The 26,250-nt window shown below is 33.0% G+C and carries 23 protein-coding genes and 1 other RNA gene; 2 read left to right on the forward strand and 22 right to left on the reverse strand.

Translation table 11 applies throughout. The features are described from left to right. Window positions 1–132: 132 nt before the first annotated feature. The 8 genes from C7J90_RS08820 to C7J90_RS08855 all read right to left on the reverse strand — a co-directional run bounded on the left by C7J90_RS08820 (window position 133) and on the right by C7J90_RS08855 (window position 8,539). Window positions 133–1,017, reverse strand: a complete 885-nt coding sequence (locus C7J90_RS08820) for a 5'-3' exonuclease (protein ID WP_106465136.1) — start codon at window positions 1,015–1,017, stop codon at window positions 133–135. After that, window positions 1,007–4,480, reverse strand: a complete 3,474-nt coding sequence (locus C7J90_RS08825; protein ID WP_103208963.1) for a dynamin family protein — start codon at window positions 4,478–4,480, stop codon at window positions 1,007–1,009. Before C7J90_RS08825 ends, C7J90_RS08820 begins: the two co-directional genes overlap by 11 nt. A 214-nt stretch (window positions 4,481–4,694) precedes the next feature. Beyond that, complete coding sequence (gene rarD / locus C7J90_RS08830) at window positions 4,695–5,597, reverse strand: EamA family transporter RarD (RefSeq protein WP_103208961.1); 903 nt, start codon at window positions 5,595–5,597, stop codon at window positions 4,695–4,697. Window positions 5,598–5,657: 60 nt separating this feature from the next. Further along, window positions 5,658–6,779 carry a THUMP domain-containing class I SAM-dependent RNA methyltransferase gene (locus C7J90_RS08835; protein ID WP_103208960.1) on the reverse strand — a complete coding sequence of 374 codons (1,122 nt, stop codon included), beginning with the start codon at window positions 6,777–6,779 and terminating at the stop codon, window positions 5,658–5,660. Window positions 6,780–6,866: 87 nt separating this feature from the next. Next, an RNA gene (rnpB, locus tag C7J90_RS08840) (RNase P RNA component class B) lies at window positions 6,867–7,246 on the reverse strand. Window positions 7,247–7,287: 41 nt separating this feature from the next. After that, the gene (gene gpsB, locus C7J90_RS08845) at window positions 7,288–7,626 is read right to left on the reverse strand and encodes a cell division regulator GpsB (RefSeq protein ID WP_103208958.1); all 339 of its coding nucleotides are present in this window, start codon (window positions 7,624–7,626) and stop codon (window positions 7,288–7,290) included. Window positions 7,627–7,645: 19 nt separating this feature from the next. Beyond that, complete coding sequence (locus tag C7J90_RS08850) at window positions 7,646–8,203, reverse strand: SLOG family protein (RefSeq protein WP_103208957.1); 558 nt, start codon at window positions 8,201–8,203, stop codon at window positions 7,646–7,648. A 12-nt stretch (window positions 8,204–8,215) separates the two neighbouring features. Next, window positions 8,216–8,539 carry a DUF1798 family protein gene (locus C7J90_RS08855; RefSeq protein ID WP_103208955.1) on the reverse strand — a complete coding sequence of 108 codons (324 nt, stop codon included), beginning with the start codon at window positions 8,537–8,539 and terminating at the stop codon, window positions 8,216–8,218. A 261-nt stretch (window positions 8,540–8,800) separates the two neighbouring features. Here C7J90_RS08855 and recU point away from each other — a divergent pair, with 261 nt between their 5' ends. Both recU and C7J90_RS08865 read left to right on the forward strand, forming a co-directional pair. Then, on the forward strand, window positions 8,801–9,427 hold the full coding sequence (gene recU / locus C7J90_RS08860) for a Holliday junction resolvase RecU (protein WP_106465151.1): 627 nt from the start codon (window positions 8,801–8,803) through the stop codon (window positions 9,425–9,427). Beyond that, window positions 9,424–11,631, forward strand: coding sequence for a transglycosylase domain-containing protein (locus tag C7J90_RS08865; protein WP_103208953.1), 2,208 nt, complete (start codon window positions 9,424–9,426; stop codon window positions 11,629–11,631). Before recU ends, C7J90_RS08865 begins: the two co-directional genes overlap by 4 nt. 297 nt (window positions 11,632–11,928) lie before the next feature. Here C7J90_RS08865 and C7J90_RS08870 read toward each other — a convergent pair whose 3' ends face one another. The 14 genes from C7J90_RS08870 to aroA form a co-directional block, all read right to left on the reverse strand. Then, on the reverse strand, window positions 11,929–12,255 hold the full coding sequence (locus C7J90_RS08870) for a YpoC family protein (RefSeq protein WP_103208952.1): 327 nt from the start codon (window positions 12,253–12,255) through the stop codon (window positions 11,929–11,931). 1 nt (window position 12,256) lies between these two features. Beyond that, window positions 12,257–12,928 carry an endonuclease III gene (nth, locus tag C7J90_RS08875; RefSeq protein ID WP_103208950.1) on the reverse strand — a complete coding sequence of 224 codons (672 nt, stop codon included), beginning with the start codon at window positions 12,926–12,928 and terminating at the stop codon, window positions 12,257–12,259. Then, a complete protein-coding gene (locus C7J90_RS08880) occupies window positions 12,918–13,610 on the reverse strand; it encodes a DnaD domain-containing protein (RefSeq protein ID WP_103208949.1) in 693 nt (230 codons plus the stop codon). Before C7J90_RS08880 ends, nth begins: the two co-directional genes overlap by 11 nt. 157 nt (window positions 13,611–13,767) lie before the next feature. Further along, window positions 13,768–15,060: an asparagine--tRNA ligase gene (gene asnS, locus C7J90_RS08885; RefSeq protein WP_103208947.1), complete on the reverse strand. Its 1,293-nt coding sequence runs from the start codon at window positions 15,058–15,060 to the stop codon at window positions 13,768–13,770. Window positions 15,061–15,133: 73 nt separating this feature from the next. Beyond that, the gene (locus tag C7J90_RS08890; protein ID WP_103208946.1) at window positions 15,134–17,830 is read right to left on the reverse strand and encodes a helicase C-terminal domain-containing protein; all 2,697 of its coding nucleotides are present in this window, start codon (window positions 17,828–17,830) and stop codon (window positions 15,134–15,136) included. Window positions 17,831–17,854: 24 nt separating this feature from the next. Further along, window positions 17,855–18,829, reverse strand: a complete 975-nt coding sequence (locus tag C7J90_RS08895; RefSeq protein ID WP_103208944.1) for a biotin--[acetyl-CoA-carboxylase] ligase — start codon at window positions 18,827–18,829, stop codon at window positions 17,855–17,857. Beyond that, window positions 18,813–20,015: a CCA tRNA nucleotidyltransferase gene (locus tag C7J90_RS08900; RefSeq protein WP_406688129.1), complete on the reverse strand. Its 1,203-nt coding sequence runs from the start codon at window positions 20,013–20,015 to the stop codon at window positions 18,813–18,815. Before C7J90_RS08900 ends, C7J90_RS08895 begins: the two co-directional genes overlap by 17 nt. 7 nt (window positions 20,016–20,022) lie before the next feature. After that, window positions 20,023–21,147 (reverse strand): N-acetyl-alpha-D-glucosaminyl L-malate synthase BshA, encoded by a 1,125-nt coding sequence (gene bshA, locus C7J90_RS08905; RefSeq protein ID WP_103208941.1) that lies wholly within the window; start codon window positions 21,145–21,147, stop codon window positions 20,023–20,025. 13 nt (window positions 21,148–21,160) lie between these two features. Continuing rightward, window positions 21,161–21,478: a nucleotide pyrophosphohydrolase gene (locus C7J90_RS08910; protein WP_103208939.1), complete on the reverse strand. Its 318-nt coding sequence runs from the start codon at window positions 21,476–21,478 to the stop codon at window positions 21,161–21,163. A gap of 176 nt (window positions 21,479–21,654) precedes the next feature. Beyond that, window positions 21,655–22,350, reverse strand: a complete 696-nt coding sequence (locus C7J90_RS08915) for a zinc metallopeptidase (protein WP_103208938.1) — start codon at window positions 22,348–22,350, stop codon at window positions 21,655–21,657. A 34-nt stretch (window positions 22,351–22,384) separates the two neighbouring features. Beyond that, complete coding sequence (locus C7J90_RS08920; RefSeq protein ID WP_103208936.1) at window positions 22,385–22,990, reverse strand: DUF1405 domain-containing protein; 606 nt, start codon at window positions 22,988–22,990, stop codon at window positions 22,385–22,387. 169 nt (window positions 22,991–23,159) lie between these two features. Further along, window positions 23,160–23,708, reverse strand: a complete 549-nt coding sequence (locus C7J90_RS08925; RefSeq protein ID WP_103208934.1) for a YpiB family protein — start codon at window positions 23,706–23,708, stop codon at window positions 23,160–23,162. An 8-nt stretch (window positions 23,709–23,716) separates the two neighbouring features. Continuing rightward, entirely contained in the window at window positions 23,717–24,958 is a 1,242-nt protein-coding gene (locus C7J90_RS08930; RefSeq protein WP_103208933.1) for a tetratricopeptide repeat protein, read from the reverse strand. A 1-nt stretch (window position 24,959) separates the two neighbouring features. Next, complete coding sequence (gene aroA / locus C7J90_RS08935) at window positions 24,960–26,249, reverse strand: 3-phosphoshikimate 1-carboxyvinyltransferase (protein WP_103208931.1); 1,290 nt, start codon at window positions 26,247–26,249, stop codon at window positions 24,960–24,962. Window position 26,250: the final 1 nt, after the last annotated feature.

Genomic DNA, 26,250 nt, shown 5'->3' on the forward strand with positions numbered 1-26,250 from the left:
CGATATGACGTATTCCTTAAAAATGAATACCTATCGAAATGGTTTTTTATATGAGTGTTAGCTTAATTACAATTATTTAGACGTTACCAAGATAATGTGACTTTTTGATAAAAAAGCATTTATCATCAAATATTATAGTAATTTTTCGATAAATTTTCTTGATACATGAAGCTCATAATCGTGGCATGTTTGTAGTATGGAATGTTTGTCTATACGATATGCCATTTTGTTATAGATGTCTTCAAACTCTAAAGGCACATGACTATGAATTTTGGCGAGAGATTGAGATACTTTTAATGATTCAATATTATTTTTGATTTTGAGCTGTTGACTCGCTGTCAATTCATTTAAATGTTCGAGCACTCCTTCGACACTATGATATTGACGCACTAATTTAATAGCGGTTTTTTCACCAATTCCTTTGACGCCCGGATAACCATCTGCAGTATCCCCCATAAATGCTTTTACATCTATGAGTTGAATAGGATTTAAATGATATTCATCTACAAATCTTTTTTGATCATAAATATGATATTCTGTGAATCCTTTTTTAATTAAACAAACTTTGACATTGTGATTTACACATTGTAGTAAATCTCTATCGCCCGTTATAATGTAGATTTCATGGTTTTGGTACTGGGCAAAATGATTTGCTAAAGTGCCAATCACATCATCTGCTTCAAAATGATTGATACCAATATTACAGAATTGTAGTACTTCTGAAATATGCTTAACCTGAGTGAATTGAGGTTTTAATTCTTCGGGTGGTTCTGGACGATTGCTTTTATAGGATGCAAATGTTTCATTGCGAAATGTGAATGTTCCCATATCCCAACAGACCGCAACATGAGAAGGTTTGATTTGTTTTAATGCACTGAAAATGTGTCTAACAAAACCTTGTGTCCCATTGGTTGGGATACCTTCAGAATTTCTCATAAAGTTTTGATGTATGCTAGATGCATAGAAGTGACGAAACAACATCGCCATTCCGTCGACTAATAATATTCTATTCGACATTTTTATCTCCTTTGAATGATGTAATGTGTGTTAAGGTTGGTAGAATGGATTTGAGTTTTTGAATGAACGCATCATCTAATTCAAATGTTAAAATGCTTTGTATATCTTCTTGTGTTGCATCTTCAAGTTGATTTAATATCAAGACGGACTGGTCTTTGAACTCATTTAATATCGATTCTAGTGCATGTTTTAAATCGTTTAGGCGTGGTCCTAAAAGCGTTAATGTACTTACTTTAATCGATTCATGTATTTCCTTTTGATAATGTGATTGTAAAATTCGCTTCTTTGTCAAGGATTTTGGAAGTTGACGAATCAGCGACTCTAAGTCAATTTTCAATAACATTTGGTCAATTTCTGAAATGTCAAACTGAATATCAGGTTGAATGATTACGTGGTGTTGATGTAATTGTTTTAGCGTTGGAATAAGTTTGCTCTCTAATTCTTGCTGATAAATACGTTTGATTCGCTCGACAATTAAAGACTGTTCTAAATATAGTTTTTGGTGAATTTGATCTAAATACATTTTTGAAGCAGCTTGCTTTTCATATTTGAAATCATCTGTATTTGTCATTTGGCTGTTAAAAACTGACTTTATGTCATCTAATAATTGAATTTTTAACCGTTCATTTAAATGATAAATTTGGGTGTCAATTTCATTTGATACTTTTTGATAAGTTGCATCAATGATTTGCTGTTGATTAAAGACACTTGGTAGTGCCAATTGTTGTAATGCCTGTTTATGGTTTTCTGTTTCTTGAGCATTTGTTTCATAATCTTGAATCATTTTAAAGTATGCTTGTTGAATGTATTCTATTTGATGTACGATATTTCTTTCTAAGATTTGTTTAGATTCTACATGAGCAAAGTGCTGTATACTGTCAGTCAATTGTTCAATTCCTTTATCATGGTGAGTCAATGCGTTTCGACTTGAAACGGCAAAGATTTCCGGTGACATTTGTACTTCGCTTAATGCCTGTTCGACATATTGAATGACAGCTTTTTTGTCATTATCAGATTCCGCTAAATCAGTAGCATTTATAACCATTTTGAATGCTTGTTGTTCGAGTAATTGGTTCATATCTTTCATATGTTGAATAAACATTTTATCATTGTCTGTAAATGAATGATTAAAGTAGCTGACATATATAATTAAGTCGGATGTAGTCAATATTTTTTCAGTTTCATGTGTATGTCGCTGGTTATTGGAATGTAGACCTAATGAATCAATTATGATTTTGTTTTTTAGCCAGTCTATCGGTAATTGTATATGGACAGTATCGACAAACGTAGCATATTCATCTTCGGCACTCCATTTTTGAATGTCGGCATTTGAAATGGAGTGTTGTATTCCTTTTTCAATTAATTGCTCGTATAATTGATAGTTTTTTTCAATCGCCTCTATAAAAGCTAATCGATTTTTATCAATTTGTAACTTCAATTGGGACGTATTAAAAGACAAAAATTGCGTAATCGTTTCAAATTGCAACCCAATCATATCAGTCACACTATTAATTTCTTCTAAAAGTGCCTCTTTAGTCTTGAATGTTACACTATTCTGATTGCCATATGAAATTTCCGTTGTTGCGGCAGTTGTTGGGTTTGGCGAACTGATTAAATACGGAGCGCCTAAAAGTGCGTTGATTAAACTACTCTTGCCTGCACTAAATGTACCAAACACACCGATTTTTATAATTTGACGATCCATACGATCTAGTGAATGCTCAATATTTTTAATAGTATTTTGAAATAAAGGTACATCTCTTAAATCTTTGAGTGCTGAGACAACTTTAGATTTCGAAAACGCTGACTCTATTTTAGTAAAGGTTTTGGTTGATGAAGTATTTTCTTCTTCTATCTTAACTTTGCCTTGAGGTTTATACTCGATTCGATGTCGATCAATTAATTGATCTAATGAGTCATCCATATGGATATAGTAATGTTTATAGTTTCTTGTTTCTAAAGATCGTTTGAGATTTCCTAATTCAATATAGCGCTGATATAGTTTTTCAATGTCACTATGAGATGCAGTGTTTTCTTCCGCGTGTACCTTTTCTAGTATATCATCATCAAGCTTTTCAAAATGCTTCAAGATTGCATGACGAATGCTTTTCATTAAATCATCTGAAAATGTAAGGACATATTGGTTGCTGATATTGATTTGTGTTTGATTTAAGTCTATTACTAAAGATGTTGGTAACTCAAAATGTTGATTTAATATACGCTGATTTAATTTTGAATCTGTACTGAATCGAGTTAAAAAAGACATATCATCTTGCATTGGTTTAAATATATTTTGAACTACTTTACTTTGTAATTTGGTCATGAGCTGTTCAAGACGATTTTGTCTCTCTGCTTCAGTCTTTTTCTTTTTGTTTAAAAAGCTACCTACTTTAAAGTCCTTAGTCGTACTTTCGAGGTAATAACGAATGTGTTCCCTCATATCATGAGTCATAATATATGCGTTATCTATAATCGATTTTCTTTTTTCAGTTAGATAATGTTTTAATGCTTGTTTATCATTGAGTAATTGGGCTTCTTCACTAACCGCTTCATTTTGTTGATATGTACTATATGCTTGTTCAAATTCTTGAGCTTCAATATTTAACTGATCAAGTATTATATCCATTTCGTCATCCAAATATTGGGATTGCTTAGATGTGATTAATTGTGTAATACGTTTAACATAGCTTTCAATTGCTTCTCTCTTATTGTCTTGTTCATGAATAAAAGATTTAAGTGAGTCAAGTTGATTATGAACATCATCATACTTTGAAACAAAAAAAGTTTTTAAAATGTCAATGTCCCAGTCTATTATTGATTTTTGGACACGAGATTTAAACATTTCAAAACTGAGCTCATCATTTTTATGTTTATCTATTTGATTAATGATGAAAACAACTGGAATATTAGACTGATTTAAACGTTTCATAAATTGAAAATTAAGCGATGATTGAACATGATTATAGTCTACAGTATAAAATACGATGTTACTTGTATAGAGAAAACTTTCTGTACTTATACTATGTGATTTTACATTTGAGTCTACCCCCGGAGTATCTTGGAAAGTGAGACCGTCATGATAAAGGTTTGATTTAAAACGTATATCAATTGATTCGACGTGGTAATTTTCACGATTCATTTGTTTGACTGCATCATAATTCTCGAGTACGGAATATTTTTGTCCCTCTAAGTTTGCTGTAATACCTTCTTCATTTGAAACAGAAACTAAAGCAGTATTACTTGTTGTTGGAACGGGAGAACTTGGTAAAATATCGCGTTCAATTAAATTGTTGATAAGTGTGGATTTGCCAGCAGAAAAATGGCCTACAAACGTAAGCGTATAATGATTCAAATATACTTTTTTAATAATTTGGTTAATCATTGTAACTAGTGATTGATGGTCAGATTTTTCAACTTCTTTTTTTAGTTTATATAAGATGTCCAATTCATTTTGATTTATCATTGATAATTCCCCTTGTGCATAGTATATCTTTTAATTGTATTATATTTATCACAAAGGTCAAAGTCTATATTCGTAGGCCAGTAAAATGTCAAACATTATGAAGCGTTTTAAAAGGTCTGTCTTATGGAGATGAGTTAGCCGAAGAGAAGGGGTGGGTTTGGACATAGCACACCTTGCTCTGAAAGCATTGATGCCTCCTTTTGTCCAAACCACCTTACTCAATTTGAGGTTGCTTTTTTATTTTAATGACTTGGGAAATGATATAGATAATAATGCCAGTCCAAATAAAGCAAAAAGTTATAAATTGATCTATATTAAATGGTTCTTTGAAAACAATGATGCCTAAAATAAAGATAATGGTTGGGCCTATGTACTGAATGAACCCCATAAGCGACAACGGTATTCTTACAGCCCCTGCTGAAAATGCAAGCAAAGGGAGAACTGTAACAGCACCTGAAAATAATAACCAAAATGAAGACATGTTCCAACCTATACTCAATCCGAATTGATGGTAAATATAGAACAGATAACCAATCGCAGCGGGTGCAGTAACTATATTTTCAATTGTAATGCTACTGATTGCACTTAAAGGAACTAATTTTTTCAGTAATCCATAAAAACCAAACGTTAAAGCCAATATGAGTGATACAAATGGTACTTCCCCTACTTTAATTGTCATATAAAGTACACCTATTGCAGCTGAGGCAATTGCGCACCATTCGAGACGGCTAAATCTTTCTTTGAAAAAAATCATAGCTAACAAGATGCTGACTAATGGATTAATATAGTATCCGAGACTAGTTTGAAGCACATAACCGGATTCAATTGCATATATAAATGTTCCCCAGTTAATCGTTACAATATATCCAGCTATAACAATAATGAATAATTTTTTAGGGTATCGAACTAAAAATCGAATATCATGCAGCAATTGATTGGTTTGTTTTAAAAGCGGTACAAGTATAATCATAAATAGTAAAGAGAGTATGATCCGTACCATTAAAGTTTCAATCGCATTAATCCCGTGAATTAGTGCCCAATATAGAGGCAAAGTTCCCCACATGAAATATGCGATAAATGCAAACAATATCCCTTTTTTAAACGCTTGTTGATTCATTACTTCCCCCCTTTTACTTTTTAGGTTTAATCATGTTGATACATGATATACACTGATAATTTATTGTTTTGCCCAATATTGATAATAAGTTGTTTCGATATATCCGTTAAATAGTTTTCGGCGTTTAGTAGCCTTTTGATTAACAAGATATTCAAATTCTTTATGGCTTGTCATGATATAAAGTGATAATTTAGGATTGCGCTTTAATAGTGTGCCTAAATAACGATACATTTCTTCAACTTCATCACGATCTCCAATTCTTTCGCCGTACGGTGGATTTCCGATTAAGCCAATAGGTCCATCATATTCAATCGTTAAAGTATTAATATCTTTAACTTCAAATTGAATAATATCACCAACACCTACTTCATCAGCATTTCGTTGTGCGATGTCTATCATTTGTGGGTCTATATCAGATGCATAAATAGTGATATCTTTATCATAATCTGCCTGCGCATCGGCTTCAGCTCGTAGTCGTTCATATAAGCCGTCTGGCATAAAGTCCCATTGTTCTGATATAAAAGAACGATTGAAGCCAGGTGCGATGTTTTGAGCAATTAAACATGCTTCAATTGCAATAGTGCCCGACCCACAAAAAGGGTCAATTAACGGTGTATCGCCTGTCCAATTTGCAAGCTTTACTAAACTGGCTGCTAGAGTTTCTTTAATTGGAGCCTCACCTTGTGCAAGTCGATAACCACGTTTGTTTAAACCTGAACCTGACGTATCAATTGTAAGTAAAGCTTTATCTTTTAAAATATTGACTTCAATCGGGTATTTTACACCAGACTCGTCTAACCATCCTTGAACTTGATGAGTTTGCTTTAATTTTTCTACTATTGCTTTTTTCGTAATAGCTTGGACGTCTGGAACACTATGTAACTTAGATTTTAAACTACGTCCTTGCACAGGAAATGCACCATCAGCTGGAATAAACTGTTCCCAAGGTAATGCTTTTACCTTTTCAAAAAGATCGTCAAAGGTATGTACTTCAAATTCTCCCACCACTAATTTAACGCGATCAGCTGTACGAAGCCACAGATTAGATAAAGCAATCGCTTCCACATCGCCATGATAATATATTCGGCCATTTTCAACACGTGTCTCATAACCTAAATCTCTAATTTCTTTTGCTACAATCGATTCTAGCCCCATCGGACAGACTGCCAATAGTTGATACATATATGCCCCTCCTTATAGTATACATATTATTATTCACTAAAATGAAAGGCTGAGACGGTATGTCCCAGCCTAAACTAGTTGTGATATTTCTGTAAGCCATGTTCTGTTCCTTTGTACTCATAACGTGTACTAGTTGCACTGGTACTTAGGTGGTAATCATCTGTCTGGAAAGTAAATCTACTTTCCCTCATCTGTACGTTCATTTCCATCAGACGAGTGCTCCTACCGAATTTGGATTGCTCACTCGAGGGGTTTACCGCGTTCCACCTTTATTATTTCTAATAAAGCTACGTCACTGTGGCACTTTACAATTACTTAAACCATATCTTATGACTTAGGTTTTTTCACTGCCGTCAATCATTGATTGCCTTGACTTATTGTTTCATCAAGCACGAACACTACAATCATCTCAGATTGTGTGAGCATGGACTTTCCTCTATATTAAAATATAGCGATCACCCAAAATATCACTTAAAAATTATATCATTTCCCCATACAAAAGCAATGATTATTTGCCAAACACTGCTTTTTCTAAGTTAGATATACGTTTAAGAATATCGACGTTATTATTACTTTGATTCACACTTTGGTTTGAAAAAGATTTAGGATCTTGTGATCGTCCTGATGCTACTCTAATTCTCAAATCTTCTACTTCTTTTCTAAGCTTATTATTTTCTTCAGATAGTTTGATGACTTCATTATTTAAGTCTGCCATCTTTTGATAATCAGCAATAATATCATCTAAAAAGGCATCCACCTCTTCTGGACGATATCCTCTAAACATAGTCTTTTCAAAGTCTTTTTCATAAATATCTTTTGCGGATAACTTTAACGAAACATCTGACATGCATTCCACCTCATTTGATTTATATTTCTTTTGACCATTGTAAATCATTGATAAAGCTTGTAATTTCGTCAAACGTCACAATATCACAAGTATAATTTGTTTTTTCAGCAAAATCAACTAACTTCCGTTTAAAGAACTTAGGACTCGCTTCTTGCTCCTCATCATAAATTAGAATTGTTAAATCTGTATGATCTAACATAAACTGGTCTGCTTGCTGAAACTGATATGGTCCATCATAGGGTTGTTGATAAATGCTATTTTGGTAATCGCAATGTTCCACAATTGTTTGATATTGCAATTGATTATGCTCATTCCATTTTGAAAAATGGTCTAAAAACGGTGTAATTATGCCTAACTTTAAGTCAGGGTATTCCTTTTTTAATTCAATCACACATTCAGCTGCCCACAATTCAATACCTATTTGTCCTTGTATTAAAACCCATTCAAGTCCTTCGTCGATATAGTGGCTTAACTTTTGGGTTATAAATTGCTTTAAAAATGTCACTTCTTTTGCATCATTATTAAAAATACCAAGTTCGTATGACTTATAACCTGTAATGTAAAGCGATTTAATCATTTCAATTCCTTTCTATCGCAACATTTGAATATGGTGTTGCACAGTTTTATATTGATTCATAAATATTTTTAAGCTTGTTTTGGGATAGTGGCAAGTTATTGATAGGTCTTCAATCAATTGTATGAGGTTGTTGAAATGTTTTTGATTAAAGTATTGAATACCAAGAACTTCATGTTCATAACGTTTGAATTCACTCATATGATGATCAACACGTTGAACAAATGGTTTGATTTCATTATCAAAATCGAATTGATAGCCATTTCTTGCAAGTGTATAGCGTTCTTTAATTAATAATAAATCTTGATTAAGGTTAGAAACCATTTGTTGTAATATCATATTCCATCCCTACTTTCGATTTAAACTCGGTTATGTGTATTCAAAAAACATATATTGATATATCAGTGCTAGATGATTTAATGGTAACGGATATTATTTATCTATGTTACAATTATAACAGTTTATAGAAGTTTTGATGATTAGATTCATCATTTTCTTAAACCATGTTGGAATAGAGCAATGAATTTATTAATGTTAAACAATTGGTATAGACTCATCTACTCTATTCACCCATTTTTAGAATTGAATGTAGGTGTTATCATGAATTATCCGAATGGCAAATCTTATAGAAAGAATCAGACTCAAGTCGGAAGTTTAAAAAGTAAGTACTCGTCTAAAATAAAATATGGTGGACGAGGCATGTCACTAGAAAAGGACATTGAACAAGCAAACCAATTTTATTTAAAAAGTCACATTGCAGTGATACACAAAAAACCAACGCCCGTCCAGATTGTTCATGTGGATTATCCAGAACGTAGCAAAGCTGTTATCAAAGAAGCTTACTTTAGAACACCTTCAACAACAGACTATAACGGAATTTACAAAGGATATCATTTGGATTTTGAAGCGAAAGAAACAAAAAATAAAACGTCATTCCCTCTTCAAAATCTTCATGAGCACCAAGTTAAACATATGCAACATATAGCTCAACATGGTGGCATTGCGTTTTTAATCATACGATTTAAAACACAAGATAAAGTATATCTTTTACCTTTTAAAGACTTTCTTCCATTTTGGATGAGATTTTTAAAAAATGAAAAAAAGTCAATAACTGTTGAAGAAATTCAAGAAAATGGGTACTATATTCCTTATCAGTATCAACCAAGATTAGACTATCTAAAAGCAGTTGATAAGTTGATATTAGATGAAAGTGAGGACCGCGTATGACGCAAAAGAAAGGGACTTCAAATGCTTCAACTAAGAAGTCTAATAAAAAAAAGAATAAAAATATTAAGCGTACGATCATTAAAGTCATCAGTTTTGTTGTTTTAGCTTTTGTAATTCTTGCATTATTATGTGTTTTACTTTTTGCTTATTATGCTTGGAAAGCCCCTGCATTTAATGAATCTAAACTACAAGATCCAAGTCCGGCAAGGATTTATGATAAAGATGATCAACTCGTCAAGACGCTTGATAATGGAGCAAGACGGGAGCATGTTGATTTAGATAAAGTGCCTGACACTATGAAAAATGCTGTTTTGGCAACAGAAGATAATCGATTTTATGATCATGGCGCACTTGATTATAAACGGTTGTTTGGTGCTGTGATTAAAAACGTAACAGGTGGCTTTGGTTCACAAGGTGCATCAACTTTAACACAACAAGTTGTCAAACGTACCTTCTTAACCGATCAAAAATCAATCGAGCGTAAAGCGCAAGAAGCATACTTGTCTTACCGTTTAGAACAAGAGTATTCTAAAGATGAAATTTTTGAAATGTATTTGAATAAAATATATTATTCTGATGGTGTATATGGAATTAAAGCAGCAGCTAAATATTATTTTGATAAAGATTTAGATGAATTAAATCTTGCAGAATCTGCTTATCTGGCAGGCTTGCCTCAAGTGCCTAATACTTATAATATATACGATCATCCAGAAGAAGCTGAAAAGCGTAAAGACACTGTATTATATTTAATGGCTTATCACAATCGAATTAGCGAAAAAGAAAAAGAAGAAGCGCAAAACACACCAATTACAACGAATCTAGTTGAACGTACAAATGAAGAACGACAAATTAAGCCTGATGATAGTACAGCGCAGTATGATTCTTATGTGAATTTTATTAAACAAGAGTTAATGAATAATCCAGAATTTAAAGGTAAAAATTTATCTGATGTTTTAAACAGTGGTATTAAAATTTATACGAATATGGATAGAAACATTCAAGATGCCTTACAAAGTCGAATTGACAATGGTGGATACTATAAGAATGATGATCAATTAGTAGGATCTACAATTGTTGATAGTGAAACTGGCGGTTTAGTCGCTATTTCTGGCGGCCGAAATTATAAAGATGTCGTTGAACGAAATCAAGCAACTGATGTTCACCCTACTGGTTCGACATTGAAGCCATTCTTAGCATACGGCCCTGCTATAGACAATATGCAATGGGCTACGAATCATTCAATTCAAGATGAATCGGCATACTCTATAGATGGTGGTGTTTTCCATAACTATGATCAACAGAGTCATGGTGTTGTTTCGATATATGATGCATTACGTCAAAGTTTCAACATCCCAGCGCTAAAAACATGGCAACAAGTTAAAGAACAAGCTGGCAATAATGCACCGACTGATTTTGCTAAAAAAGTCGGACTTGAATATGAAAATCCAAATATTGGACCATCTGATGTTTTAGGTGGCTCATCATCTGAATTTTCAACAACCCAACTTGCATCGGCATACGCTTCATTTGCAAATGGTGGGACTTATAATAATGCACACTCAATTCGAAAAGTAGTTGAATCTAGTGGCAATACGATTGAATTTGATCATACAAGCCATAGAGCGATGAATGATTATACTGCTTATATGATTACTGAAATTTTAAAAGGTACATTCGAAGCATATGGTTCAGCTTATGGTAATGACGTATCGGGTGTGAATTTAGCGGCTAAAACAGGTACAGGTACTTATGGTACTGAAACGTATCAGCAATACAATTTACCTGATTCTGCTGCCAAAGACGTTTGGATTGCCGGTTATTCACCTCGATATTCGATGTCAGTTTGGATGGGCTTTAGTAGCGTAAAGGCATACGGTGAAAACTCATTTGTTGGAAGTTCTGAGCAAAAGTTACCACAACTATTATTTAGAGATGTTATGAGTGACATTAACCCAAGAGACGGTTCTGATTTTAATCGTCCAGATTCAGTTGCTGGTAGTGGCAAAAGTTTATATGTCGCACAAGCTCCTGATGGTAATACAACAAGTAACTTTACTGAATCAAGTAATGGCACTAACTCTGGTAATAATAACAACTCAGGAAATAACTTTAGTAACAACAACAATCAATCTCAGCAAAATAATAACCAACAGAATAATAACCAACAAAACAATGGATTCTTCAGTAATTTATTTAATCGATAAGTTATATCAAGAATCTGAGATATATCAGTAATCGAAAAAGCTTCGAGGTTTTCGTAAGAATTTACGAAAAATCTCGAAGTTTTTTTGTGATTAATTGAATGATACGAAAGTGTCTGTTTTTGTAAATATAACAGTGAGTCATGACGAAGACTATAGACTGAGGCTGTCCCCTTGGAAAGCGAAGTCATATCATACAAAGCTATATCATAAAAAGAAGCGCTAAGACGCATTGTTATTAAAAAGCATCTTAACGCTATTTATTTTGGGATTGATATCGTAGCCTCTTTGACAATTCAGTTAAAGACTTGAATGTTTGGCTTTGTATGCAGCATTCATTTTAATCAGTTCGGATTTAACAGTTTTCATTTGTTGATATCCCATATAGTGGTGTTTTCTTTCATGAATGTATCGTAAACGCTCTTCAATATTAAAAGGTTTGATTTTGAGGTTTTCAAACGTTAATCTTTCATTGTTAGGAATGCCATTAATGAATTTGATATAAGCTAGCAGATTGTCGTAGTATTGATTTAATAATGGAATGGATTGCGCTTGACCAATCGCTCTGTTTTTTGCGATTTCATCTAAAGTGATTTCGAGTGCATTCATAGCATTTAAATAATCCATTTTATTCACTACCTCCCGAAGCGCGTAATGATGCACGGTAGCGCTTTTGTCCTTCTCTACAGTCATCAAATAATGGACAAACATCGCATTTAGGCTTGCGTGCTAAACAATGGTATCTTCCAAAAAAAATCAATTGATGATGACTTTTCGTCCATCGTTCTCTAGGAATAATAGAAGTCAGACGACGCTCCACCTCATTGACGTTATCTTTCCAACGACAAATACCCAAACGTTTTGAAACACGCTCTACATGTGTATCAACAGCAAGTGCAGGTTCGCCAAATGCAACACTCATTACAACATTTGCAGTTTTACGTCCTACACCAGCTAAACTTTCAAGTTCTTTATGAGTATGTGGTACTTCGCCATTAAATTGATCTAGTAAGGAGCGAGAAAGTTTCTGTATATTTTTAGCTTTATTTCGATATAGTCCTATTGAGCGAATATCATTCTCTAATTCAGGTAATTCAACTGACAAATAATCTTCTGGCGTGTGATATTTTTGAAATAAATCATGTGTTACTTTATTCACGGTATTATCTGTACATTGTGCAGATAGTAATACAGCAATGGTTAACTCAAATGGGTTTTTATGTTTGAGTTCACATTCAGCATCAGGAAACATCGTATCAATGGTATCTATCATTTCTAAAGCTTTCGTTTTACTTATCAAATGGATTTTCCCCCTTCAACCAATTGAAAGTTGGAAAGTTTTCAATTTTTTTAGGCTTTTGATTATGCTGCTTTTTAAATTGTTCGCGTATCGATTTACTTTCTTCAGGTGTATTGACATTATTCTTTTTCCAATTTAATAAAATGCGATCGATATATTTAAGTGAAAATTTATCATGTGCTAAAGCTTCATTTAATGCTGTTTCTATTAATTCTAAACTATAGCCATCAATATCTATCCACTGATTGAGGTGTTCAATTTCTAAAGGAGAGAGTGTGCGACCAAATGTCGTTTCGAATTTGCGAAATAGAGCTTTAAATTTCTCTTTATCATTATTATTTTGATTACTTTGGTTAAGCCTATTTAAAATATGTGCAAATTGTTCGTAAAATCCATCTAAGTTAATATATTCAGTAAATTTACCATTATTATTTTTCTCAACTCTCATCGTTAATAAGCCGAGGTGAATTAATTTTTGAATAATTGATGTTATCTCTGTCTCGCTTACATTTGTCCCTTTTTTAAGAAGATTGATAGAGGGTTGTTCGTTAGAAACGTCATATGCATATAAGATTTTCAGGAAAATAATAAGGTCTGTTTCATCTAATCCTAATTCATTGTAATGTTCGAGCAATTCATATCTTAATACTAAAGGGCGTTTTTGAAGCTCATTAATATGCATCATTTACCTCCTTGTCCTTCTTACTATCAATTAAAAAGAGACCAAGTGGACTGATACAAATGATTAACAGTCGAATCATCAAACTTGGTCTCACACTCTATCATTTAAATCATAATTAAATTCAAACATTATCCCATGTCATTCGTTTGATTATTAATTAAGGATATAAGCGGTTTAATAAACGTGGGAATGGTGACGTTTCGCGTACATGTTCCACCCCAGCAATCCATGCAATCGTTCTTTCTAAGCCTAAGCCAAAACCACTGTGCGGCACACTGCCATATTTACGTAAATCTAGATAATATTGATAACTTTCAATATCTAATTGATGTGCCTCTATACGTGCTTCTAATAATGACAAGTCATTAATACGTTCTGAACCGCCAATTATTTCACCGTAACCTTCAGGCGCAATTAAGTCGGCACACAACACAGTGTCTTCATTGTCAGGATTTGGTTGCATATAAAATGGCTTTATTTTGGTTGGATAGTTGACGATAAACACTGGCAAGTCATAATGGTTTGCGATAGCTGTTTCATGTGGTGCACCAAAGTCATCGCCCCACTCTATATCGTTAAATCCTTCTTTGTGTAAAAACTCAATCGCGTTATCATATGTAATACGCGGGAAAGGTGCTTTTACTTTTTCGAGTTTAGATGTATCACGATTTAATAGTTTGAGTTCTAATTTACAGTTTTCAAGTACAGCATTTACGATAAAAGCAATATAGTTTTCTTGTACTTTTAAGCTTTCTTCATGTGTTGTGAATGCCATTTCAGGTTCAAGCATCCAAAACTCAATTAAATGACGGCGTGTTTTGGACTTTTCTGCGCGAAATGTTGGGCCAAATGAGAATACTTTTCCATAAGCCATTGCAGCGGCCTCCATATAAAGCTGACCACTTTGAGATAAAAATGCATCTTCATCAAAATATTTAGTATGGAATAATTCGCTTGTACCTTCAGGAGCACTTGCCGTTAAGATAGGCGGGTCAATTTTAGTAAACCCATTGTGATTAAAGAACTCGTATGTAGCTCTAATGATTTCATTACGAATTTTCATAACAGCATGTTGCTTTTTTGAACGCAACCACAGATGTCTATGATCCATTAAAAATTCTGTGCCATGTTCTTTTGGAGTAATAGGATAGTCATGCGCATTTTGGATAACTTCAATATTTTTAACTTGCATTTCATATCCTAAATCAGAGCGATTGTCTTCTGTGATCTCCCCTGTTATATAAAGTGACGACTCTTGTGTAATGGACTTAGCAAGTTTGAAGATTTCTTCATCAACTTCAGACTTAACAACAACACCTTGCATAAATCCAGTACCGTCTCTCAATTGAAGGAAAGCGATTTTACCGCTTGAACGTTTATTTGCCAACCAAGCACCTATAGTGACTTCTTGGCCAATGTAATCTTTTGCATTTTTAATCGTAGTTTTCATAACCAGTCTCCTATTTAAATTAATACTTACTATATTTTAACAAAACTTATACTAGACTTCTACATGTTGAAGTCTAGTGATGACTCTTTTTAAGGTGATTTAAAATCTCCTCAAATTGATTTGCACTTCCTTCATGTGTGTGATATTGAGAAAGTGTATCTAAAAAGAAATGTGTATATGAACTGTGTAACAATCGACTATCAAATGAAACGATGATCCCTTTATCATTTTCATTCCTAAGTAGTCGTCCCAGTCCTTGTCTGAAGCGGATTACTGCTTCAGGAAGTATATAATCTTTAAATATATTATTAAATTCATCTTTTAATAACATAGGTTTATCTGCATATTGGCTCATAAATGGTAACTTAGCGATCATTACGCATTTGACTTCTGCTGATTGGTAATCAAATCCTTCAAAGAAAGATGTCGTACCAAGTAGGATTGCTTTATCAAAATGATTAAACTGCTGTACTATTTTATAATTTTGATTAGGTTGTTGAGATAAAATGACATAATCTTCAAATTCAGCCATTTGATTTAAATAATCCATTACAGTATACAACATTTGGTAACTGGTAAATAATATCAAACATTTTCCTTTTATAGTATTCACATAACGTGAAATATATTCAATCATCGTTTCAATATATTGATCGTGGTTTTGATAATTGTACTTTTCGATATCATTGGGTACGAATATATGACCATTTGATTTTAATCTATGAGTTGGCTTGATTTGATAAGTGTTAAATTTATTTTTATAATCAAACCACTTTTCGAAAGTGCTAAATGAATGATTAAATGTGAGTGTACCTGAAATAAAAGTAATTGAATCAAATTTTTCTAAAAGTTTTTTGGTTAGTACATCTTTGACTAATGTATTTTTGGTGTGGATTCTGATGGTAGACTTTTGATTGATGTTTTTAAGTGAAATATAAAAAGTATGCCCTTTTTCGATATTCTTTTCAAGCTCTCGTAATTGGTCTCTAATATAAAGTAAATGCTTACGTACGGCTTTAATTACCTTGTGTTTCATCCCTTTAAAGTTTTCTATAGTTTGGTTTACCTTCGTAATATACTGATGTAAGATAGGTGTGATTTGACGTGCATCTAAATCGTATGCAAAGTGTAATTTCGATGTTTCATCGTCGTATATTGGGTTATCTTGTACTAAACTAAATAATACATTGAAAAAATGTTCATTTGTTTCGTGTATATCATTGAGGTCAGATTTAAACGTAAAGACATCAATGGGTGGTATATTCAATTGTTGGAGTATACGTTGTTGTTCAAGCATATCAATTTGTTTAAGTAGCTTTTCATGTTCAGTTTTCCCGATTAAACCAAGCTGATATTTTATATCACTATAACTCAACTCTGAAATTGAGCAATTTAGTGCGTAATCTGGTAAGCGATGTGCCTCATCAATAATACAATGACGGAATAATTGATATATCGAATTTTCAGATGAAGAATGTAATAAATGTGCATGATTTGTTACGCCGATTTGGATTTTTGCTGCATTATTCTTTATATAATTATAGTAATGACCGTCTTTCAATGTTGCAGTATATGTTTCGTTTTTTTGAGCCATATACATTTGTTGGCTCCCTCGCAAGTTAAGCTCTTGGATATCGCCTGTATCGGTAGATAATATCCAAATCAGTAATTGCATTTTTAAAAGATTGACTTCATAATTTGATGTTTCTTCTTTTAAAATATCACTGATTAGTCCTAATGAAATATAGTCTTGTTTACTTTTAATTAATTTGGCATTAATTTGAGACTTTAGTGCTCGATTAACGATAGGTATATCGTGTTCTAACAATTGGTTTTGTAGCAATTTAGTATTAGTCGAAATCATCACATGTTCTCCTGTTTCGATATAATACATTATGGCTGCTACAATATACGCTAATGATTTACCACTACCTGTCTCAGCTTCAACTAATGTTTTTTCGTTATTCATTAATTGGTTGAAAATGATTTCAGAAAGATAAAGTTGAGATTCCCGATACTGATATTTCGTTTTATTGATAATCATTAAATATAAATCTTTTAAATTCCCACTAAAATCTATAGGTTTAACTTCTAGTGGAGATTGAGGTTTAAAATAAATATGATCAAAATGTTTGAGTCCTTGAATCTGATTTGTACTATCGTGATATCTCACCATTTCAAATAGATAATCATTTAAATTATATTTCAAATGTTTACTTAAGTAATATAATTGCTTTTTGGTATTTATCGGCAATGTTTTAAAAAAGTCAAAAGCTTTAATTAATAATAATGCTGTCGTATGTGCATCTTCATCAGCACGGTGAGCCTGTGTTAATGGAATATTTAAAGATATAGCCAATTCACTTAGTTGATAGCTCTTTTCAGTTGGGAATGCAATTTGAAATATTTCTAAAGTGTCTAGAACTTTTTTAGGGTGGAAGTTAATATTATGTTTTTTTAGAGCTTTTTTTAAAAAAACAAGATCAAAATTAACATTATGGGCAACAAACACACAATCTTTAATCTGGTTATAGATATCTTTTGCAACTTCACTAAAATACGGCGCTTCACTTAACATATCAGATTCTATTGAAGTAAGTGCTTGAATAAATGTGGGAATCTCTAAATGAGTTTTAATCATTGAATGATATGTATCCACTACTTTATTATTTTCAACAAACGTGATGCCAATTTGAATAATTTCATCATAACCGAGATGATTCCCAGTTGTTTCTAAATCTACAACAGCAAAGCGTGTATGATGATACATAAAGTCCCTCCTTTCTATACTATTTTAAAATTCAATGTCAGCACTCATTAATCGCTGCACTGTACCGTGTTCATCTTCTACATGTAAAAAGCCTTGATCATCTATTTCGATAACATATCCCCAAAATTGTCTTGCACCCTCGGTAAAGCGAAGGCGTCGGTTCCATATATTTGATGATTCGATATAATCTTTCTTTATTGCAGTAAACGGTTGCGTCAAAAATTGATTGTAGCGTTGTTCAATATTTTTAAGTAACTGATCTAAGAATTGATAGCGATTTACCTTTTCATTTTGATGATGTAATTTAACGCTAGTTGCGGTATCATGTATGGACGAATCAAAATCTTCTAAATCGTGATTAATGTTAATACCAATACCACAAATGACAGCCTCTACACCATCCGCATTGGCAATCATTTCTGTTAAAAACCCACATACCTTTTTATCTTTAATATAAATATCATTTGGCCATTTAATTTGAACAAGATCATTAGAAAAAGTTTGAATCGTTTCACAAATAGCTAAAGACATGAAGAGATTAAATGTTGTTAACATAGAAAACGGTATATCTGGTTTAAGAACGATTGACATCCATAGTCCCTTCCCTTTTGGGGACTGCCAAGGTCTTTTAAAGCGGCCAGTTCCAGCAGTTTGTTCATCACTAATAACTAAAAAGGGCTCTTCTGTATTAATTAACGTCTTTTTGGCAACTAACTGTGTCGAGTCTAAACGATCATATACAAAGCATGTTTTGACGAGTGTATTGTGACTTAGCATGGAGTCTAAAATGCCTTTATACCAATTTAGTGGATACGTGTTTAGACGATGGCCCTTATTGTGAACTGAGTCTATAGATAACCCTTCTTCTTTAAGTTGGTCGATTGCTTTTTTGACAGTCATTCTAGAAATGTTAAGTTGTTGTGCTATTGTTTCACCAGATATATAATTTGGTGCGACATCTGTGATTAATTTTAAAATTGTTTCACGATATTTTGACATTTAATTTCACCCATTCAATTAAATCTTTTTTACGATTAGCTACTTCGCTTTGTACAACTGCACATTCGATATCACGTAATACTTTTTTTAGCCATGGACCGCTGTTTTTGTTCAGTACTTCCATAAGATCTTTCCCGTTAATCTGTAACATTTTTCTATTCTGTATAGGCAGTGACTGCCAGATATGCTGTATGAGTGATGCATTGTAATTTGATTGTGAAGGTAAAGAAATATGATTGCACATTAAATTTTCGCGTTGATGCTCAATATCTAAAGCGATTGATATTCCAAAGTCATATACAAATTGGTATAGCGACTTTTCGTTAGTTATACAGTTGAGTTGAATTAAAGCGTTTTTGAATTGAGTAATATAGTTGGTACTCGCATTACTTAATTTTAAACACTTTATATCTTGATTCACTTGGCTTTTATATGTTGTAATCGCAATAAATTGTTCAAGTGTTATTGGATGAATCATTTGATATGCATTCATTTGTATCAAGTTAAAGTATGGAATAAACTCCCAAAAATTCAAGTGGTGTAAATCTATGATTGCTTTGTTAATATATTGACCTAGCAATAATTTTTTGAGTTCAAGGATGATACGCTCTATCGATAAATATTGAATGTCTTCAATATGCTCTTCCATTGCACGAAAAGTATAACTATCGATGTCAAATCCGAGCTGTGATTTAAATCTTAGTCCTCTTATAATTCTAAGCGCATCTTCAGAAAATCGATCAACAGGCTTTCCGACTGTGCGTATTACTTTGTTATTTATATCAGTTTGTCCATTAAAATAATCATATAAATTAAATTCAGTATCCATGGCAATAGCATTAATTGTGAAATCCCTGCGTTTGACATCCAAATACAAATCTCTTACAAAGTGAACCTCACTTGGGCGACGATGGTTAATATACTCAGATTCTGTTCGAAATGTAGTGATTTCATAGTTTTCATTTTCCCATACAACGTTAATTGTGCCATGTTCTTTACCCACAGGAATAGTATGCGTAAATAATGATTCAATTTCATCAGGTGTAGCGCTCGTTGTAATATCAACATCATTTATTTCACGATTCATAATAAAATCTCTGACAGATCCCCCTACAAAATATGCCTCAAAACCATTTTTTTGAATATGTTTTAAGATGGGGATTGCTTGTACAAAAGGTAAAGAAATATTCACATTAAATAGCTCCTATCATTTTTTTATAATAATATTCATATTGATCAGCTATAATTTGAGAATGAAAACGATTATGAATATCGTTGAGCATGTTTTGCTGCATGGACTGATACAATGTCTGATTGCTTAGTAATTTTAAAGCATATTCTGCTGCTTTTGCACTGTCTCCAACTTCAACTAAATAACCAGTTTCTTCATGCTTAATGACTTCTTGTATACCACCAGCACGTGTCCCTATTGGAAGTACACCTGTATTCATAGCTTCCAGTAGAGTTAAACCAAAACTCTCTTTTTCACTTAATAACAATACAAGATCTGAAAATTGATAGAAATGACTCATGCAATCTTGTTTACCTAAGAATAAAATATCGTCAACTAAGTTCAATTCTTTGGCTTTCATTCTCATATCGAGTAATTCGGGGCCATCACCAATTAACAACAGTTTTGCGGGTAATTCAGCTCTTATAAGTGCGAATGTATCGATAATTGTATCAATACGTTTGACTTTTCTAAAGTTTGACACATGAATAATCACTTTTTCGTTATCTTTAATACCATATAGTTCTTTTAGCTTTGGGTTATAAGCAGTTGGAAATTCAGATTCACGTACAAAATTATAAATAGGTATAATTTCTTTATTAACATCAATAATTTCATTTGTCTGCTGTTTTAATGATTGACTTACACTTGTGACGATATCACTTTTCTCAATGCCAAATTTGATTGCATTTCTTAATGAGTGGTCATAACCGAGCACAGTAATATCTGTGCCGTGTAATGTTGTCATTATTTTAATATCCTTACCTGACATTTGTCGTGCAAGAATACCACATATGGCATGTGGTATGGCATAATGCATATGTAATACATCTAAGTCGTATTCGTTTATAACATTTGCAATCTTCGTACTTAATGAAATGTCATAAGGTGGATATTGAAATACTGCATATTGATTCACATCTACTTGATGAAACGTGATGTTAGGAACAGGTTTGTTCAAGCGAAACGGCATGTTAGACGTAATAAAGTGAACTTCATGGCCCCGCTCTGCCATTAAGATACCCAATTCTGTCGCGATAATACCCGAACCACCTACAGAAGGGTAACATGTTATTCCAATTTTCAATGAATAATCCTCCTTATTTACGCTCAAATCTATTTTTATCTCTTGTATTAAACTTTTGCATCGTTTCGTTAAAGCTTTCTGTCATATCGATATCAAGCGAGTTGGCAATACATAATAAAACAAATAAATTATCCCCTAACTCAGCTGCTACTGAATTAGGCGCTTCACTTTCTTTTTTCTTCTTTTCACCATGAAAATGATTTATTTCTCTAGCAAGCTCACCGACTTCTTCAGTTAAGCGCGCTAAATTAGCAAGTGGAGAGAAATACCCCGCCTTAAACTGAGAAATATATGTATCGACTTCGTTTTGCATTTCTTGCATTGTTTTCATAATGAAGCAAATCCTTTCAAATTATATTCTCCTCTATCTTACATGAAATATCCAGAAGTGAGCAATTTAGAAGTTTTTAATATCTTGAATAACCGTACAAAAAGAGGCAAAAGTTTATGCATTTAAACTTTTGCCTCTTAGACATTTATATTACACGTGCCTTATTCTTGCTTTAATTATTCTGCTGAACGTGCAATCAAAATAAAACGAACAAGTTCTGCTACTGCTACTGCTGTTGCTGCAACATAAGTCATAGCAGCTGCACGTAAAACACGACCAGCATGTTTATATTCTTTTTCATTAACGATATTCAAACGCTGTATTTGGTTCATTGCACGCTTACTTGCATCGAATTCAACAGGTAACGTTACGATTGAGAATAACACAGCAAATGCCATTAAGAAAATACCAATCCATAATGCAGTTGTTCCTATAGCCATTTGAAGCATTGTTAAAACAAAACCTGCCATAATGAATAAGTATGATAATGAACTACCTAGATTAGCAACTGGAACAAGTGCTGTACGGAAGCGTAAGAAGAAATAGCCTTCATAGTGTTGAATAGCATGTCCTACTTCGTGCGCTGCAATCGCTGTACCTGCAACACTTGGGCGATTAAAGTTTGCCGGTGATAAAACAACCACTTTATTTTTAGGGTCATAATGATCAGTTAAAAAGCCTTGGCCCTCTTTGACTTCAACATCATAAATACCGTTAGCATGTAAGATTTCCAAAGCGACTTCTTTACCTGTTTTGCCGCTAGTAGATCTAACTTGTGAGTATTTTTCATAGTTAGATTTTACTTTGTATTGAGCGTACATTGGTAAAATCATGAGTATAATCATATAAATAATAATTGACATAAAAGACATAATGCTCACTCCTTTAATCTATATTTTACGTGTACTATTGAGTGTGGTCAAACTTTTTACCCCTTCTCTTGGTATAAACATAAAAGACAATTGATAACGGTAAAATAGAAAGCCAAAAAGCAACGTAACCGATAATTGATTCATATTCAATTAAGGAGGCATAGACTGGATATTGATGAAATACATAATCAATAACATCATTATGAAATACCCATATAACCGTTAAAACGATTGACATCATAGTGAATTTAAATCTTGGTAAAAATAAAAAGGATTGGATTGCCATAATCATATGAGAAAAAATAAGTATCAATCCAGACAAGTAAATAGTTTGATCAGTATAAAACATAAAAATATTCATCAAAACTGCCCAAATGCCGTATTTGAGTAATGTAACAAAGGCTAACGTTTCAAAAAAAGAACTCCTTTTATTCATTAAAAATAAAAAAATTGCAATGACCAAGAACAAAGTGGCTGTGGGACTATCTGGTATGAACGGCCAAAAATACCAAAGTGATTGAGATAGTTGAGGCGCATACCAATAATAACCATATAACGTGCCTAAAAGATTACAAATAAACAAAAAAATTAAAAAAAGACGATTATAAATCATAAAATTGCATAACTGATAAACAGACATGTGTTAACTCCTCAAAAATAAAGTGAAACTTATACTAAAAATCTACTCAAAGCTTGAATGAGTCTCTTTTTGTCAAATTGATTCTTTCGATTACAGAGTGTCAACCCGATAAAAATAGGCCGTTTAAGACACATTTTATCGGGTTGAGATCGAAGTAAATATATGAATGTTATTCGTACTCTTTAAATTGAATCGTGTTTAACAATTTAGAGAAATATTGAAACTGCTGCTTCTCATTCATCATAAGTGTAAGGTCAATCTGAGACTTCAAATAATGAATCAAATAGCGCTTAACGGATTGAGATATCTCAATATCATACACATCTTGTAAATACCCTTTATCATGATGGGCATTGAGTAGTTGGTATAACAATAAGTGATCTAAACGTTGATCTCTATATTTAGAGTTTGGAAAATGAATTTTAATGTCGACATGGCAGTCATTTTGTAAAATAGTATTAAAAATGGCATTAGAATCAATAAGCGTCACGTTGTTATCGGTGTAACGAATAGCGTGTTGACTTGAATGACTGATCGACATTTCTAATGTTGGATGCCCTGGAACAATTTGATCAACAAAATGAATATGATTAAGGAAAGCTCTGTCACTTTTTAAATAATTTAGAATCCAAACACTAATACGAGATTTGAATGGGTAGCGAAAGAGTAGGTACTCTATAAATGATTTCTTTGCATAATCTAATGTTTCTTCAAACATTATAACACCTAAAGTAATCTTATTTGTTCTTCTTGCCACTCTGCATTAGTGCTGTCAAGTTCTAATAATTTGGATAGTATAGGCTTAGCATCATTTACTTGTCCAAGTTCTATTAAATAATAATAGTAATCTTTTAAGAAGTCTATATCATTAGTTAATAATTCAAAAGCTAAATTGTAAAAATGCAATGCCTCTTTATCGCGCTCTTCTTCTCCAAGTGCATACGCAAGTTGCCACATGAATTTTGGATCCATGTCTTCTTCTTCTACATATTGAACGAGACCAATCAAAGCGTGATAATCGTGTTCATTTCTATAAAAATCAGCTAACATCAGTAGTGGTTCTTGATAAGATGGATCGACCTCTAATGCTTGTTGCAATAAACGAACAGCTTCATTTTGATCGCCATGTTCAATCATTAAAGCACCAGTACTATACATTAATTCTTTGTAGAATTGATTTAATTTTAAGCCTTCTTCACCTATTTCAATAGCGTTAGGGTAATCTTTTTCATTTTCATAGAGCTGTTGTAAATAAAAATACCCTTGTATGAAATCTGGATCTTTGTTGAGTAATGTGCGTATGATTTTAATGGCTTCATGTGTGAGGTCGTTTTTTTCGTAAGCGACAGCTTTTTTGAGGTAGTCATCTGATTTCATCTCATCGTCACTAATTTCATCAAACCATTTTAATGCATCTGAGTAATTACCACTTTGTAAACTGCTGTCACCTAGTCGTGAAAAGAGATTGATGCCATTAAACTCATATTCTCCAGTTTCTAAAACAATGTCGTATTCTCTTGAAGCTCGTAAATATTGACCATCATAGTAAAGTAATTCAGCAAGCGCAAAATGAATAATAGGATCTGATGGTGAAATTTCTAACGCTTGTTCGATTTTATCGACTGCGACATCAATCATATTGATTTGTTGATATAAATCTGCTTCGAGTAACAAACGTTCAGTTGAAATTTCAACTTCATTTAAGCGCTCTAACGCTTCATCTGTTTTGTTTTCAGAGATTAATCCATCAATGAAATATATCAGGATTTCACTTTCATCAGGATATTTAGTATAAAGTGTACGGAATACTTCAAGACCCTGTGGTGTTAAGCCGTATTGATATAATGTTTCGCCTAAAATAAATAAAGCATCATCATTATCTGTTTGTAAGGCGTCTTGAACGCGTGAATCAAGTTGATCGAGTTTTTGTAAATTAATATCGTCTATTAATTTATAAATATCTTGCATACTATCCCTCTTTTTCTAATTGTTTTAACATAGGTAGAAAGCCTGGGAATGATACATTGACGCAATCAAATTGTTGAATGGTTATAGGTTTGTTCGACAACAAGGCTGCTACTGCTAAAGTCATTCCTATCCTATGATCAGTTTGACTATCTAACACATTTTGTTTTGAGACTTTAGAAGGTTCGATGGTTAAGCCGTCTTCAGTTGGCTTTACAGAAAGTCCAAGCTTACTAAGTTCAATTGCTGTTGTATCAATTCGATTGGTTTCTTTTACCTTTAATTCTTCGGCATCCACTATAATACTTGAACTATTAGCTTGTGTACAGAGTAAAGCAATCACAGGCAATTCATCAATACAGCGAGGAATTAACTGACCGCCTATTTTAATTCCTTTTAAATGAGGTGTATAGCGGACTCTTATAGAAGCGGTCGGTTCAGCACCATCAGTCTGATTAAATAATGAAATATGTCCACCCATTTTTTGAACAATTTCAATAATACCATCACGTGTCGGGTTGATGCCTACGTGGTGGAGTGTAATATCGCTACCCGGAATAATAAGTGCAGCAACAATAAAAAATGCTGCTGATGAAATATCTCCTGGAACAACAAAATCACGAGGTTGAATGTGTTGTATACTGTTTTTAGGTAGTGTAATATTTAAGCCTTGCTTTTTGATTGGTATGTTATAGTGACTAAACATCGTTTCTGTATGATTTCTTGATACATCTATTTCCTGTACAGAGGTCTTGCTATTCGCAAATAAGCCAGCGAATAAAATGGCACTTTTGACTTGAGCGCTTGCGACTGGCATAGTGTAATCAATTCCTTGTACTTGACTTGGTTGAATGACAAGCGGAGTATAATTATTTTCAACAGCAGATATATTGATATTCATTTGCTTCAACGGTTTAAGTATACGGTTCATGGGTCTTCTTCCGATTGACACATCGCCTGAAAGAACGCTTTGAATCCCTAATCCTCCTAATAATCCAGCCATCAAACGAGTCGTTGTTCCAGAGTTTCCTGTGTAAAGTGTTTGGTGAGGTGTCTTGAACTCATGGTACCCCGGTGAATCAATAATGATTTGATCATCTTGAATATCTATTGAAACGCCTAATTTTTTAAAAATACTTGCTGTTCGAAGACAATCTTCACCTAGAAGCGGTTGATTAATTGTAGAGTGACCCTTAGCTAGAGAAGCGAGCATAATTGCACGATGGGTCATCGATTTGTCTCCAGGAATTGTGATTTCGCCTTTTAAGGGACTAGTATAGTTTAAATGTACCATT

Origin of the sequence: Staphylococcus felis (genome assembly GCF_003012915.1) — a bacterium.
In the GTDB taxonomy this organism is placed as follows: domain Bacteria; phylum Bacillota; class Bacilli; order Staphylococcales; family Staphylococcaceae; genus Staphylococcus; species Staphylococcus felis.

Coding starts and splice junctions, on each gene's coding strand:
- C7J90_RS08820 (WP_106465136.1), bottom strand. CDS start 1,017: ATGTCGAATAGAATATTATTAGTCGACGGAATGGCGATGTTGTTTCGT.
- C7J90_RS08825 (WP_103208963.1), bottom strand. CDS start 4,480: ATGATAAATCAAAATGAATTGGACATCTTATATAAACTAAAAAAAGAA.
- rarD (WP_103208961.1), bottom strand. CDS start 5,597: ATGAATCAACAAGCGTTTAAAAAAGGGATATTGTTTGCATTTATCGCA.
- C7J90_RS08835 (WP_103208960.1), bottom strand. CDS start 6,779: ATGTATCAACTATTGGCAGTCTGTCCGATGGGGCTAGAATCGATTGTA.
- gpsB (WP_103208958.1), bottom strand. CDS start 7,626: ATGTCAGATGTTTCGTTAAAGTTATCCGCAAAAGATATTTATGAAAAA.
- C7J90_RS08850 (WP_103208957.1), bottom strand. CDS start 8,203: ATGATTAAATCGCTTTACATTACAGGTTATAAGTCATACGAACTTGGT.
- C7J90_RS08855 (WP_103208955.1), bottom strand. CDS start 8,539: ATGATATTACAACAAATGGTTTCTAACCTTAATCAAGATTTATTATTA.
- recU (WP_106465151.1), top strand. CDS start 8,801: ATGAATTATCCGAATGGCAAATCTTATAGAAAGAATCAGACTCAAGTC.
- C7J90_RS08865 (WP_103208953.1), top strand. CDS start 9,424: ATGACGCAAAAGAAAGGGACTTCAAATGCTTCAACTAAGAAGTCTAAT.
- C7J90_RS08870 (WP_103208952.1), bottom strand. CDS start 12,255: ATGGATTATTTAAATGCTATGAATGCACTCGAAATCACTTTAGATGAA.
- C7J90_RS08880 (WP_103208949.1), bottom strand. CDS start 13,610: ATGCATATTAATGAGCTTCAAAAACGCCCTTTAGTATTAAGATATGAA.
- asnS (WP_103208947.1), bottom strand. CDS start 15,060: ATGAAAACTACGATTAAAAATGCAAAAGATTACATTGGCCAAGAAGTC.
- C7J90_RS08890 (WP_103208946.1), bottom strand. CDS start 17,830: ATGTATCATCATACACGCTTTGCTGTTGTAGATTTAGAAACAACTGGG.
- C7J90_RS08895 (WP_103208944.1), bottom strand. CDS start 18,829: ATGTCAAAATATCGTGAAACAATTTTAAAATTAATCACAGATGTCGCA.
- C7J90_RS08910 (WP_103208939.1), bottom strand. CDS start 21,478: ATGAAAACAATGCAAGAAATGCAAAACGAAGTCGATACATATATTTCT.
- C7J90_RS08915 (WP_103208938.1), bottom strand. CDS start 22,350: ATGTCTTTTATGTCAATTATTATTTATATGATTATACTCATGATTTTA.
- C7J90_RS08920 (WP_103208936.1), bottom strand. CDS start 22,990: ATGTCTGTTTATCAGTTATGCAATTTTATGATTTATAATCGTCTTTTT.
- C7J90_RS08925 (WP_103208934.1), bottom strand. CDS start 23,708: ATGTTTGAAGAAACATTAGATTATGCAAAGAAATCATTTATAGAGTAC.
- C7J90_RS08930 (WP_103208933.1), bottom strand. CDS start 24,958: ATGCAAGATATTTATAAATTAATAGACGATATTAATTTACAAAAACTC.
- aroA (WP_103208931.1), bottom strand. CDS start 26,249: ATGGTACATTTAAACTATACTAGTCCCTTAAAAGGCGAAATCACAATT.